The organism is Pseudomonas fluorescens group sp. PF-1, from assembly GCF_054481335.1.
The window spans coordinates 21,265-34,561 of the sequence record NZ_JBTMNG010000004.1 but is presented as its reverse complement, the minus strand read 5'-3'; the positions used below and the strand labels follow the sequence as shown (position 1 = coordinate 34,561).

The 13,297-nt window shown below is 56.6% G+C and carries 11 protein-coding genes; all 11 read left to right on the top strand.

The window, feature by feature from the left end:
- Positions 1-72: 72 nt before the first annotated feature.
- The 11 genes from ACX3YD_RS33095 to ACX3YD_RS33045 all read left to right on the top strand — a co-directional run bounded on the left by ACX3YD_RS33095 (position 73) and on the right by ACX3YD_RS33045 (position 13,026).
- Entirely contained in the window at positions 73-2,034 is a 1,962-nt protein-coding gene (locus tag ACX3YD_RS33095; RefSeq protein WP_050683288.1) for a copper resistance system multicopper oxidase, read from the top strand.
- Between the two features lie 12 nt (positions 2,035-2,046).
- Positions 2,047-2,295 carry a hypothetical protein gene (locus ACX3YD_RS33090; RefSeq protein WP_177346273.1) on the top strand — a complete coding sequence of 83 codons (249 nt, stop codon included), beginning with the start codon at positions 2,047-2,049 and terminating at the stop codon, positions 2,293-2,295.
- Positions 2,267-3,241, top strand: coding sequence for a copper resistance protein B (locus tag ACX3YD_RS33085; protein ID WP_050683289.1), 975 nt, complete (start codon positions 2,267-2,269; stop codon positions 3,239-3,241). The genes ACX3YD_RS33090 and ACX3YD_RS33085 overlap by 29 nt, the downstream gene beginning before the upstream one ends.
- A 9-nt stretch (positions 3,242-3,250) precedes the next feature.
- The gene (locus ACX3YD_RS33080) at positions 3,251-4,066 is read left to right on the top strand and encodes a c-type cytochrome (protein ID WP_282410471.1); all 816 of its coding nucleotides are present in this window, start codon (positions 3,251-3,253) and stop codon (positions 4,064-4,066) included.
- Positions 4,056-4,523 carry a DUF411 domain-containing protein gene (locus ACX3YD_RS33075; RefSeq protein ID WP_052966109.1) on the top strand — a complete coding sequence of 156 codons (468 nt, stop codon included), beginning with the start codon at positions 4,056-4,058 and terminating at the stop codon, positions 4,521-4,523. The genes ACX3YD_RS33080 and ACX3YD_RS33075 overlap by 11 nt, the downstream gene beginning before the upstream one ends.
- A gap of 217 nt (positions 4,524-4,740) precedes the next feature.
- Entirely contained in the window at positions 4,741-5,487 is a 747-nt protein-coding gene (locus tag ACX3YD_RS33070; protein ID WP_282410470.1) for a helix-turn-helix transcriptional regulator, read from the top strand.
- 68 nt (positions 5,488-5,555) lie between these two features.
- Positions 5,556-6,425 (top strand): sterol desaturase family protein, encoded by an 870-nt coding sequence (locus tag ACX3YD_RS33065; RefSeq protein ID WP_050683301.1) that lies wholly within the window; start codon positions 5,556-5,558, stop codon positions 6,423-6,425.
- A gap of 265 nt (positions 6,426-6,690) precedes the next feature.
- Entirely contained in the window at positions 6,691-7,032 is a 342-nt protein-coding gene (locus ACX3YD_RS33060; protein WP_090401472.1) for a hypothetical protein, read from the top strand.
- 101 nt (positions 7,033-7,133) lie between these two features.
- Positions 7,134-8,390 (top strand): TolC family protein, encoded by a 1,257-nt coding sequence (locus ACX3YD_RS33055; protein WP_172689356.1) that lies wholly within the window; start codon positions 7,134-7,136, stop codon positions 8,388-8,390.
- Positions 8,387-9,871 (top strand): efflux RND transporter periplasmic adaptor subunit, encoded by a 1,485-nt coding sequence (locus ACX3YD_RS33050; RefSeq protein WP_090401474.1) that lies wholly within the window; start codon positions 8,387-8,389, stop codon positions 9,869-9,871. Before ACX3YD_RS33055 ends, ACX3YD_RS33050 begins: the two co-directional genes overlap by 4 nt.
- Complete coding sequence (locus tag ACX3YD_RS33045) at positions 9,868-13,026, top strand: efflux RND transporter permease subunit (RefSeq protein ID WP_052966030.1); 3,159 nt, start codon at positions 9,868-9,870, stop codon at positions 13,024-13,026. The genes ACX3YD_RS33050 and ACX3YD_RS33045 overlap by 4 nt, the downstream gene beginning before the upstream one ends.
- Positions 13,027-13,297 lie beyond the last annotated feature (271 nt).

Here is a 13,297-nt window from a genome sequence, read left to right as displayed (position 1 = left end):
GGCGAAGCTCATCCGGGCAACTCATTGGTTGTTTCGTACGGCTTCCCTTTTGACTGATTGGACATAAACGGCATGCATTCCAAAACCTCTAGGCGGACATTCGTTAAAGGCCTGGCCGCTGGTGGCATTCTTGGCGGCCTTGGTCTGTGGCGCACTCCTGTATGGGCAGTGACCAGTCCTGGTCTGCCGAGCGTTCTCACCGGCAACGAATTTGATCTGTTTATTGGTGAAACCCCTGTAAACATAACTGGCTCGCCGCGCACAGCCATGACCATCAATGGTTCGTTGCCCGGACCTTTGCTGCGCTGGCGCGAAGGCGATACGGTCACACTGCGTGTGAAAAATCGCCTGGACCAAGACACCTCAATCCATTGGCACGGGATCATCCTGCCGGCCAACATGGACGGTGTACCTGGCTTGAGTTTCCATGGCATCGCACCCGATGGCATGTACGAGTACAAATTCAAGGTTCATCAGAACGGTACCTACTGGTATCACAGCCACTCGGGTTTACAGGAGCAGGCCGGTGTTTACGGGCCAATCGTTATCGACTCGAAAGAGCCTGAACCTTTTCAATACAACCGCGACTACGTGGTGATGTTGACTGACTGGACCGACGAAGATCCTAGTCGCGTCATGGCGAAGCTCAAGAAGCAATCTGACTACTACAACCATCACAAACGTACCGTTGGCGATTTCATCGACGATGTCAGCAAGGAAGGCTGGTCATCTGCCGTAGCCGACCGGAAGATGTGGGCTGAAATGAAAATGAACCCCACTGATCTCGCAGACGTCAGTGGGGATACTTATACCTACCTCATGAATGGCCAGGCGCCTAACGGTAACTGGACCGGTATTTTCAAACCGGGTGAGAAGTTACGCCTGCGCTTTATCAACGGCTCGGCGATGAGCTATTTCGACGTCCGCATTCCTGGCTTGAAAATGACCGTTGTGGCCGCCGACGGCCAACATGTCAAACCGGTGAGCGTCGACGAATTCCGCATCGCCGTGGCAGAAACGTATGACGTGATCGTAGAACCTGCCAGCGAAGAGGCTTACACAATCTTCGCCCAGTCCATGGATAGAACCGGTTATGCACGTGGAACCTTGGCAGTTCGCGAAGGATTAAAGGCACAGGTACCTGCGATTGATCCTCGGCCGCTTTTGACCATGGATGACATGGGTATGGGCGGTATGGCGGGCATGGACCATGGCAGCATGGCTGGTATGGGCGGCGGCGACATGTCAGGCATGGCTGGCATGGACCACAGCAAGATGGCCGGAATGGACCAAAGTAACATGACCGGGATGACCGGCATGGACAGCGGTGACATGACTAACATGGCCGGTATGGACCACAGCAAGATGGCGGGCATGGACAAAGGCGACACGCCCAACATGGCCGGCATGGACCACAGCAAGATGGCGGGAATGGACAAAGGCGACATGTCCAACATGGCCGGCATGGACCACAGCAAGATGGCAGGCATGGGCGGCATGGGTGGCGAAATGCAGACTCACCCAGCCTCCGAAACCAATAACCCCTTGGTTGACATGCAAGCCATGAGCCCGACACCGAAGCTAAACGATCCTGGCATTGGCTTGCGGAACAATGGCCGTCGCGTGCTCACCTACTCAGATCTGAAAAGCACTTTCCAAGATCCTGACGGCCGCGAACCCAATCGCACCATTGAGCTGCATCTGACCGGTCACATGGAGAAGTTCTCGTGGTCATTCAATGGCATCAAATTCTCTGACGCCGAGCCGTTGCGCCTCAAGTATGGCGAGCGTCTGCGCATCACCCTGGTGAACGATACCATGATGACCCACCCCATCCACCTCCACGGCATGTGGAGCGACCTTGAGGATGAGAACGGCAAATTCATGGTGCGCAAACACACGATCGACATGCCGCCTGGAACCAAACGCAGCTACCGAGTCACTGCTGATGCCTTAGGTCGCTGGGCCTATCACTGCCACCTGCTATTCCATATGGAAATGGGCATGTTCCGTGAAGTACGGGTTGATGAGTAAAGGAGACGATCTGTGAGCACATACCTAAATCGTAAATCGCTGGTCGGCTGCCTCTTTGCCGTCGGCTTGATGGGTGGACTCTCGTCCGTGACGCTGGCAGTCGAAGATAGTAGTGATCACTCACCTGCTACTCCTGCGAAAGCAACGAGCAAGCCTGCAACTGCGACAAACGAGTCTAAGCCCGATCACGGGTCAATGGACCACAGCAAGATGAGCCATGAGTCGATGGATCATGACCAAAAAACCAAAAAGGCAGATTGAGATCATGACCAGGAAGTTTTTACGCCCAACGTTGATGGCACTGGCAGTTTCTACCAGTCCTGCTTTCTTTGTCGTGGCTCACGCCGCTGAAGAGATGGATCACTCCAAGATGGACCACGGCTCAATGGGAGCTATGGACCATAGCAAGATGGGGGCTATGGATCACAGCAAGATGAGTATGGATGACGGGAAAATGGACGGAATGGAAAGTATGGATGGAGGGGCGACTACCACCAGTCGAACCCCAGTCCCCGTACTTACCGACGCTGACCGTGCAGCCGCCTTTCCAGATGTCGCTGGTCATGGTGTCCACGACAAAAAACTCAACTCCTTCATGCTGCTGGATAAGTTCGAGTACCAGGATGCTGACAACGGTAGTGCATTGGCTTGGGATGCAAAAGGATGGATCGGCGGTGACGTTGATCGACTGTGGTTGCGCTCGGAAGGCGAACGTACCAATGGCGTAACGGAAAGCGCTGAACTCTCAGCACTTTGGGGGCACTCCATCGGTCCATGGTGGGATGTCGTCACCGGCGTACGACAAGACTTCAAGCCCGGGTCACCACAAACTTGGGGAGCGCTCGGTATTCAGGGCATGGCCCTCTATAACTTTGAAGCCGAAGCGACTGCCTACATCGGTGAGAACGGTCAAACCGCAGCTCGATTGGAAGGCGACTACGACATTCTGCTGACCAATCGCCTGATCTTGCAGCCGACGGCCGAAGCCAATTTTTACGGAAAAAATGATCCTCAACGCGGCATTGGGTCTGGATTGGCAAACACCGAAGTAGGGCTCCGATTGCGTTATGAGATTGTTCGCCAATTTGCCCCTTATATTGGTGTTAGCTGGAGCCGCTCCTACGGCAATACGGCAGACTTGGCCAGCGATGAAGGAGAGGATGCGAACGAGGCGCGATTTGTCGCCGGTATTCGGATGTGGTTTTGAGGGCCTGACATGAAAAGAACATTGAAAACATTGACTGCTGCCGGGGTGGTCGCCGCAATAGTAGGTGCCGGCGTGGTGTATTCTGGTGTGATCAATGTTGGGGCGGATGATCCGCATTTCGGCCCCGTTCACTCACTTCTTTCCACTGCTCGGGATCGCTCGATTGCTGTGCGCTCACGCGATATTAAAGTCCCCGACCTGAGCGAAGAAGCTCTCATCCGCGCAGGTGCTGGCAACTACAACGCTATGTGCATTGGTTGCCATCTGGCTCCAGGTATTGCAGGAACCGAATTAAGTAATAGCCTTTACCCTGCACCTCCGAATCTTTCAAAACTGGGCGTTGATGGAAACCCTTCCGCAGCTTTCTGGATCATCAAGCATGGAATCAAATCCACAGGCATGCCCGCTTGGGGTAAAAGCATGGCCGATCCCTACATATGGGGAATGGTCGCTTTTCTCCAACAGCTGCCTTCATTGGATGCAGAGCAATACAACGCTCTAGCAACCAGCAGCGGTGGTCATCAACACGGTGGCGGCGAGAGCAAAATGCATAACCATGAAGGCCAGCATGAGGGCCAAAAAGGGGCTGTCGCGGGGCATCATGATGCGGGTGCAGCCGAAGAGATAGCCGAAGCAGGCGACCATCATGGCGAGAGAAACAGCGCCCATGCCCATGAGGCGGCCGCAGCGCCTTCTCAGGATGAAAGTACCAAACACGCCCATCCTCAGGTTTTGGAGGCTTCACATGACGCTCCTGCAACTCCGGCCGTTCAGCCAAAAACTCATACCCACGCTGATGGGAAGGAGCATACCCATGCGAAATAACTTTCTTCGTCCCGGTCGGGCACTTCGCCTCGCTGCGTTCGCGGCTCTGTTTATCAGTTCAGTTGGTCATGCAGCAGAGTCGCTGACGATCGACGTCCATCGTGACGCTAACTGTGGATGCTGCAAGAAGTGGATCCAGCACCTTGAAGCTAACGGCTTCACCGTCGTTGATCATGTAGAAACCAACATGAGCGCGGTCAAGCAGGATCTCGGTGTTGCTCCACGACTCTCGTCCTGCCACACCGCAGTGATCAACGGAAAATTTGTTGAAGGCCACGTACCAGCTGAGCAAATAGTTGCCTTGAGCAAACGCGATGACCTTATTGGGATTGCTGTGCCGGGGATGCCGGCAGGCTCGCCTGGTATGGAGGCTGGTGGGAAGCAGGATGCGTATCAGGTCATCGGTCTGAGCAAAGCAGGTACTGACCAAGTGATCGCTGAGTACCCGGCAAACTAATCACAAAAGTTCATTACCCGAACGGTGGCAAAGCGGTCGAACCGGCGTCGGCAAAAACTCTCAACTATCCAGGTGCGCAAGCACGGTAAAGAAATTGGGAGTCGGCGCACGAATAGCCCATCATGGCCCAGCATCAATACGATGCCGCAGTCAGATGCCGAATGACTATACGTGTGCAGTCAGCACGGAAAAAAGTGGAAGTAGGCCGAGCTAGAGAATGAAAAGCTGGGTTACAGCAGAGACCGTGCGCTGGGCGGGTCATGCATGGGTTGGCCCTGGTATCGGTGTCTTTTATGGCCGTGCCGGTCACCAAGAATGGCACCTCCATCAAGCACATCAGATCTCAGTTGGCCTCGACTCAACTGTATCGGTTCAAACCCCGATGGGTATTCAAACAGGGGGCGCCATCTTCATTCCGGCCGGTATGAAACACCAACTGAGCGCCGGTCACGTTCTGTCGATCTATGTGGATGCGCTGTCCGAGGAAGCCCGCGCTCTGCGGGGTGCGGAAGAAGCGAGGGTGATTTGGATCACTCCGGCGGACGTAGCGCCGATAGTCGACGCACTGCACGAGCCAGGACACACTGATCTCCAGGTTAGGACCGGGGTGCGCCAGGCACTGCGACTGCCCGATCTCCCGCCCCCAGATCCTCGCTTGATCAAGGTCATTGAGGCGCTGAGCAGAGGCCAAATGGGACGCGAAGAGTTGGCCGCGGTGGTGCATCTATCCCCCACGCGGTTTTCTCATTGGTTCGTGGAGCAGACGGGGCTGCCGCTTCGCAGTTACGCGAGATGGTTACGTCTCACGCAAGCCCTGCAGCATTTGGCAAAAGGTGCACGGCTGACCGACGCGGCTCATGAGGCGGGCTTTTCAGACTCGGCTCATTTCTCCCGGACATTCCGGGCGCTACTGGGTATCGATCCGTCATCCGCCTTGGCAGATGTTCATCTCCAGGAGGTTTAGCTCTTTCGTTCAAGTCGAAAGCTCACCTCTTAACATATTGTGATGGTTCCATATCTAGGAGCTGAGCAATGCCTTCCTTTCTACGATTCGCCTTACGGTGGGTGAGCTATCCACTCGTGTTTGGCGGCTCTGCTGCCTTCATGATCTGGACGCTGTATACCGGCGTACCGTATTGGCCCACGACTCCCCTAGTTGCTGCAGTGGGACTTTTGATCATTGCTGGTTTGGAGCGCATCCAACCTTTCCGAGAAGCTTGGCTTGAGGATCATCACGACACCGCGACAGACCTGCTGCACATGTTGGTGAACCTTTCTGTCATTCAATTCACAGCTGGAGTCCTGGTCAAGCTTGGTGATGCGGTGCCAGCTTCGGTTCGTCTCTTTCCGATCGAGAGCCCGCTGTGGCTGCAGTTGCTACTAGTCATCGCCGTACTCGATCTGAGCCTATATGTCATGCACCGGATCAGTCACCGAGTGCATTGGCTGTGGCGTTTTCACATGCCACATCACAGCGCCGAGCGGTTGTATTGGATGAACGGGGAGCGACGACATCCGTTGCACGCGGTGCTTATGGCGAGTCCGGGGCTGGTGATCCTGTTCGCATCAGGCGCACCCTCCGCAGTTGTGGCCACTTGGTTTGGAGTTCTAACAGTGCACTTGGCCTTCCAGCATTCGAACCTGGACTACCGGGTGGGATGGTTGCGCCACATTATCGGTGTTGCCGAAATTCATCGCTGGCATCACAAACGCGACTTTGAAGACGCCCAGGTCAACTATGGTGAGTTTCTGATGGTGTGGGACCGAATATTTGGCACGTTCTATGACAGTCTGGGGAAACTAGGCCAAGCCGAGGTCGGATTGCATGGAAAGGATTACCCCAAAAATTACCTTGGACAGCTCATCGAACCCTTTGAGCATGGCCGTGTAAACAAAGGCTAGTGGGCTCCCTTACTTTGCAGCTACGGCAGCTACGGCAGCTACGGCAGCTACCGAGGCCACACTAATAGTAAAACCAATCAAACGTGATCCGAACGGTATTCTGTGAGCTTTAACTACTTCCATGCTCAGGGAGTCAGGCTTCGCTGTTTAGCGAGTCCTTGTTTCTAGGCAAGGAGACTCATGTTGACCTGCTGGGCTATCTGGCTGGTTCCTCCTGACAGATTCGTAATGGTTTATCCCTTTACCTGCGACTAAACTCCTTCGCATGAAACGCTATCTGCGGTGTTGCCTCATTTTCCTGATCAGCTTGGCGCTTCCCCTCAGCGGGATGGCGGGTATTCAGTCACCGATAGAACCTTGCCCGATGAAAACGACGGGCATGACCATGATGGCTGATATGAACCAGGACTGCTGCGTCGAGATGAGCAGCTCCTCCGACCATGGCAAACCCTGCAAACCTGGTCAGGAATGCAGGAGCGCCAGTCTGCTACAGGTGTCGTTTGGGAAACCTGCCACCCGTTTGTCCAGTCCTCAGATGCTGACAATCTTCAGCGACTCCCTGCCTACTCAGACCCCGTCCGGGGTGTGGCGACCGCCTCGCGCTTGATTCCTGTACCACACTGAGCCTCATCCTGCTCTGGCGCGGGATGGCATATCTGTGCGCATGTTTAGAGAGGCGCGCAGTGGATCATCACAGGAATCGTGAACATGAATTCCAAGTGCTACTGCACCGGTTGGCCCCTCGTGGCGGCCCTGGCGGCAAGCGTGCTGGCGTTGCCAAGTCTTGCTGCGCCCCTGACACTCGACGAAGCCTTACGCTTGGCTGAAAACAATGCACCATCACTGACCGCCCAAGCAGCCAAACTGCAAGCCGCCAGCAGCGCCGCCATTCCAGCCGGTGAACTACCCGACCCGAAGCTCCTACTGGGCGTACAAAACTATCCCATCGGCGGCCCTGACCGCTGGCGCCTCGAGCAGGACTTCATGACCATGCAGATGGTCGGCGTCATGCAGGAGGTACCCAACCGTGACAAGCGTAGGGCGCGCATTGAAGTTGCGGAAGCGTCAATAGATCGAGCCGCGGCCGAAAGCCGTGTCGAGCGCTTGAACGTTCGTCAGGCCACGGCATTAGCCTGGATCAGCAGCTACTCCGTCGAACGTAAAGAGGCGCTTTTTCAGGATTTTTACCGGGAGAACCGTCTATTGGCTGATACCGTCCGGGCGCAGATCGCCGGAGGCCGTGGTCAGCCTGCCGATGCAGTAACGCCGAAACAGGAGGCGGCTCAGTTGGCGGAACAACAAGACGACCTGATCCGTTTGCGGGCTCAAGCCAGAGCAGCTCTCAGACGCTGGATAGGTCCGGCCGCCAATGACCAGCCCGTCGGCAGCTTGCCCGAGTGGCCCATCGACGCTTCGGGTTACCCGCATAAGCTGCAACATCACCCCGCACTGGCGGCGTTCGTTCCAATGACTCGCGAAGCGCAGGCCAAGGTCCGTGAAGCCAAGGCGGAAAAGCAGTCCGACTGGAGTTGGGAGCTTGATTACCAGCGGCGCGGCCGTCAGTTCGGCGACATGGTCAGCGTGCAGTTCACGTTCGACCTGCCACTGTTCCCCGACTCCCGACAAAACCCGAAGATCGCCGCCAAACACGCCGAACTGAATCAGTTGGAGGCCGAGCGCGAGGCTCTCATACGTGAACATACCCAGCAACTGGAGGACGATTTGGCCGAGTACGAGCGTCTAAACCGTGCCATGCGCCGCAGCCAGGACAGTCTGCTACCCCTGGCCAAGGAAAAGGTGGCGCTGACCATGGCCAGCTACCGCGCCGGTAAAAGCGACTTGGCGGCGGTCATCGCGGCCCGACGGGAACTCATCGAGACCCGCCTCAAACAGATCGACTTCGAAGAACAGCGCGCCCTCACCAGTGCTCGCCTGTATTTTGCTTATGGGGACGCCAATCAATGAGCACTCGAATCTGGAAAGGGGCTTTGCTGACAGGCCTCTCGATTGCCTTGGGCGCTGCCGGCGGTTATTGGTTCGCTCAGCAGCGCATGAGTGCAATGCCTGAGACCACCTCCGAACAGGCCCCTAAAACGCAAGACGAACGCAAAGTACTGTATTGGTACGACCCGATGCAGCCGCAACAGAAATTCGATAAACCAGGCAAATCTCCCTTTATGGATATGGAGTTGAAGCCCCGCTACGCTGATGCTGCAGCGGACAGTGCTGCCATCAGTATTGACCCCAGCCTGACCCAGAATCTCGGCTTACGACTGGCCACAGTCACTCGCGGCGTGCTTGCTTCCAGCCTGGACGTGGTCGGTGTGCTGGCATTCGACGAGCGGGATGTTGCGGTGATTCAATCGCGTACTGCTGGCTTTGTGGAGCGGGTGTATGCCCGTGCTCCAGGCGATGTGCTCAAAGCCCATGCGGCTTTAGCCGATATCCTGGTCCCGGAGTGGGCCGCTGCTCAGGAAGAGTTTCTCGCACTCAAACGCAGTGGCGATGCCGACTTGCTGGCGGCAGCGCGCCAACGCTTGCGCTTGACCGGGATGCCAGCGACGTTGATTGCTCAAGTGGAGCGAAGCGGCAAGACCCAGCCGGTCCTGACGCTCACCAGCCCCATAAGCGGTGTGCTGCAAGAGTTGAATGTACGTTCGGGTATGACCGTGGCGGCCGGCGAGACTCTGGCTCGAGTCAATGGCTTGAGCAGCGTCTGGCTGGCAGTGGCCGTTCCAGAGTCGGAGACTGGATCGATCATCATGGGGCAAGCGGTCGAAGCACGTCTGCCAGCCTTTCCGGGCACAGTGCTTAAGGGCACGGTCAGTGCGATTTTGCCCGAAACCAATCCCGACAGCCGAACTGTGCGTGTGCGGGTCGAACTGCCCAACCTGGATGGGCGACTCAGGCCGGGTATGACGGCCCAAGTGCACCTGAATCGTTCGACCGAACAAAGTGTGCTGTGGGTGCCGAGCGAGGCAATCATTCGCACCGGCCGACGAGTCTTGGTGATGCTCGCCGAAGACGCTGGTCGCTACCGCCCCATAGAAGTGCAACTCGGGCAGGAAAACGAAGGCAAGACGGTGGTTTTAAAGGGGTTGGAAGAAGGTCAGCAGGTAGTCAGCTCTGGACAGTTTCTGCTCGACTCTGAGGCCAGTCTCAAGGGCATTGTTGCGAGCACGCTGGAAATGTCACCACCCAGCGCAGCAGCCTCCAGCTTTCATGAGGCGGATGGGAAGATCGTCGAGATCAACAACCAAGACGTAACAATTGCCCTTGGTCCGTTCAAGACGCTGGGCATGCCGGGTATGACCATGACCCTCCCATTGGCTGACCCTGCTCTCATTCAAGGTCTCAAGACTGGCGAGAAGGTTAGGGTCTCGGTTAGCCAAACCGATGATGGTTTGCGCGTTGAACACCTGGAAAAACTAGGGGGCCAGCCATGATCGCCGCCCTGATTCGCTGGTCAGTGGCAAACCGCTTTCTGGTGCTGCTGGCGACGATCTTCGTCACGGTTTGGGGCGTCTGGTCGGTTCAGAGCACACCCATCGATGCATTGCCAGACCTTTCCGATGTTCAGGTGATTATCCGCACCCCTTATCCGGGACAAGCGCCGCAGATAGTTGAGAACCAGGTGACCTATCCGTTGGCCACCACCATGCTCTCGGTGCCGGGGGCTAAGACCGTACGCGGCTATTCCTTTTTCGGCGACAGCTTCGTGTACGTGTTGTTCGAAGACGGCACGGACTTATATTGGGCCCGCTCGCGGGTGCTGGAATACTTGAGTCAGGTCCAAAGCCGCCTACCGGCTTCCGCCAAACCGTCCTTGGGACCCGACGCCACAGGCGTGGGCTGGATCTATCAGTACGCACTGGTGGATCGCAGTGGCGGACACGACTTGGCGCAACTGCGCGCCTTGCAGGACTGGTTCCTCAAGTTCGAACTCAAGACCCTACCGAATGTTGCGGAAGTGGCCACCGTGGGCGGCATGGTCAAGCAGTATCAGGTGCAGCTCGACCCACTGAAACTGGCCAACCTAGGCATCACTCAAGCAGCGGTGACTGAGGCTATCGGCAAGGCCAATCAGGAAACCGGTGGTGCGTTACTGGAGATGGCGGAGACCGAGTTTATGGTGCGCGCTTCCGGTTACCTGAAGACGCTCAATGACTTTCGTTCGATTCCGCTCAAGCTCGGTGCCGGCGGGGTGCCGGTGACCCTCGGCGACGTGGCAACGATCCAGTTGGGCCCGGAGATGCGTCGTGGTATCACCGAGCTCGACGGCGAGGGTGAGACTGTCGGCGGCGTGGTTATTCTGCGTAGCGGCAAGAACGCTCGTGAGACCATTGCGGCGGTCAAGGCCAAACTGGACGACCTGAAAAGCAGTTTGCCGGCGGGGGTGGAAATCGTCACCACCTATGACCGCAGCAAACTGATCGATCGCGCCGTCGAAAACCTCAGCTACAAGCTACTCGAGGAGTTCATCGTCGTCGCGTTGGTCTGTGCAGTATTCCTCTGGCATCTGCGTTCATCCCTGGTGGCAATCATCTCCTTACCGGTGGGGGTGCTGATTGCCTTCATCGTTATGCGTTACCAAGGGATCAACGCCAACATCATGTCCTTGGGCGGGATCGCCATCGCCATCGGCGCCATGGTCGATGCCGCCGTGGTAATGATCGAGAACGCCCACAAAAAGATTGAGGCCTGGCATGTGGCCCATCCAGGGGAAGAGTTGAAGGGCGAACGTCACTGGCATGTGATAACCGAAGCGGCGGCGGAGGTGGGACCGGCGCTGTTCTTCTGCCTGCTGATCATCACCCTGTCATTCATTCCAGTGTTCACCCTAGAGGCCCAAGAGGGTCGTCTATTTGGTCCATTGGCCTTCACCAAGACCTATGCCATGGCTGCGGCGGCAGGACTATCGGTAACCCTGGTGCCGGTGCTGATGGGCTACTGGATTCGTGGACGGATCCCCAAAGAGGACCGGAATCCTCTGAACCGCTGGTTGATCAGGATCTATCAACCGGCCCTGGATGCGGTGTTACATCGGCCCAAAGTCACCCTGTTGATCGCTTTATTGGTCTTCCTTAGCGCGTTGTGGCCGATCTCCCGTTTGGGTGGCGAATTCCTCCCTGCGCTGGACGAGGGCGATTTACTCTATATGCCTTCGGCTCTGCCGGGATTGTCGGCGCAGAAAGCAGCGCAGTTGCTGCAACAGACTGACCGTCTGATCAAGACAGTACCCGAAGTTGAACACGTCTTCGGTAAGGCCGGCCGCGCTGAAACTGCCACCGACCCCGCGCCGCTGGAGATGTTCGAGACCACTATCCAGTTCAAACCTCGCGAGCAATGGCGTCCTGGTATGACCCAGGAAAAATTGGTGGAAGAGCTGGATCGAGTGGTACGGGTCCCTGGCCTGACTAATATCTGGATACCACCGATCCGCAACCGCATCGACATGCTCGCCACCGGGATCAAGAGTCCGATCGGAGTAAAAATTGCCGGCAGCAACTTGATGGAGATCGATGCAGCCACGCAGGCCGTCCAGCGCGCGGCCAAGGACGTGCCCGGTGTCAGTTCGGCACTGGCCGAACGATTAACCGGTGGGCGTTACGTCGATGTGGATATCGACCGCAAAGCCGCTGCCCGCTACGGATTGAATATCGCTGATGTGCAGTCGATCGTGGCCGGTGCTATTGGCGGTGAGAACGTTGGCGAGACCATTGAAGGGCTCGCACGCTTCCCTATCAACGTACGTTATCCCCGTGAGTGGCGTGACTCGCTCGGCGCCCTGGAGCAATTGCCAATCTACACCCCTTTGGGGAGTCAGATCACTCTTGGTACCGTGGCGAAGGTCAAAGTCAGTGAAGGCCCGCCGATGCTCAAGAGCGAAAATGCCCGACCTTCCGGATGGGTGTATATCGACGTGCGTGGCCGGGACATTGCTTCCGTGGTTGCCGATCTGCGTCGGGTTGTGAGTGAGCAGGTCAAGCTGCAGCCAGGCATGAGCCTGAGTTACTCGGGACAGTTCGAGTTTCTTGAACGAGCCAACGCACGGCTCAAACTGGTGGTGCCCGCCACGCTGCTGATCATTTTCGTACTGCTGTACCTGACGTTTGCCCGATTCGACGAGGCTTTGCTGATCATGGCCACCTTGCCGTTCGCCCTTACCGGTGGGGCGTGGTTCCTCTACCTGCTGGGATTCAACCTGTCGGTGGCTACTGGCGTCGGTTTCATTGCTCTGGCGGGTGTTTCTGCCGAATTCGGTGTGATCATGCTGCTCTACTTAAAAAACGCCTGGGCCGAGCGTGTAGAGGCCGGCGACAGTACTGAGCGTGGACTAATCGCAGCGATTAGCGAAGGAGCCGTGCAGCGTGTTCGACCCAAGGCCATGACCGTAGCCGTCATCATTGCTGGCCTGTTGCCGATCCTATTGGGTAGCGGTACCGGTAGCGAAGTAATGAGCCGCATTGCCGCGCCCATGGTCGGTGGCATGGTTACCGCGCCCTTACTGTCCCTGTTTGTTATTCCGGCAGCTTACCGCTTGATGCGCCGCCGGCGCCTCGCTGTTGAATCTAAACTCTCGCAAGGAAGCGGACTATGAAGTAATCGTGTCCGCCACTGCTGCACGGCTCCTGGTTGCATGCGCAATATCATCCAGCGGTCTGGCTTTCTGATTGGACAGAGGACGGGCCTTATAATCAATCCGGGATCGAACTCTATCGGCAATGCGCCAAAACACAGCTGATAGAGATCGACGCCGGAGGCTAATAAGTCCTTCTCGATGCGGATAGGTTGTAAGAACGAAGGCATATTTCTTCTTAGGCAAACCCGGAGGAATGTATGGAAATGTCGGGCTTGATCGATTTACTCGT

What these genes read in the sequence shown, in the direction of transcription:
- ACX3YD_RS33095 (WP_050683288.1), top strand. Translation starts at nt 73, where the DNA reads ATGCATTCCAAAACCTCTAGGCGGACATTCGTTAAAGGCCTGGCCGCT.
- ACX3YD_RS33085 (WP_050683289.1), top strand. Translation starts at nt 2,267, where the DNA reads ATGACCAAAAAACCAAAAAGGCAGATTGAGATCATGACCAGGAAGTTT.
- ACX3YD_RS33080 (WP_282410471.1), top strand. Translation starts at nt 3,251, where the DNA reads ATGAAAAGAACATTGAAAACATTGACTGCTGCCGGGGTGGTCGCCGCA.
- ACX3YD_RS33075 (WP_052966109.1), top strand. Translation starts at nt 4,056, where the DNA reads ATGCGAAATAACTTTCTTCGTCCCGGTCGGGCACTTCGCCTCGCTGCG.
- ACX3YD_RS33070 (WP_282410470.1), top strand. Translation starts at nt 4,741, where the DNA reads ATGAAAAGCTGGGTTACAGCAGAGACCGTGCGCTGGGCGGGTCATGCA.
- ACX3YD_RS33065 (WP_050683301.1), top strand. Translation starts at nt 5,556, where the DNA reads ATGCCTTCCTTTCTACGATTCGCCTTACGGTGGGTGAGCTATCCACTC.
- ACX3YD_RS33060 (WP_090401472.1), top strand. Translation starts at nt 6,691, where the DNA reads ATGAAACGCTATCTGCGGTGTTGCCTCATTTTCCTGATCAGCTTGGCG.
- ACX3YD_RS33055 (WP_172689356.1), top strand. Translation starts at nt 7,134, where the DNA reads ATGAATTCCAAGTGCTACTGCACCGGTTGGCCCCTCGTGGCGGCCCTG.
- ACX3YD_RS33050 (WP_090401474.1), top strand. Translation starts at nt 8,387, where the DNA reads ATGAGCACTCGAATCTGGAAAGGGGCTTTGCTGACAGGCCTCTCGATT.
- ACX3YD_RS33045 (WP_052966030.1), top strand. Translation starts at nt 9,868, where the DNA reads ATGATCGCCGCCCTGATTCGCTGGTCAGTGGCAAACCGCTTTCTGGTG.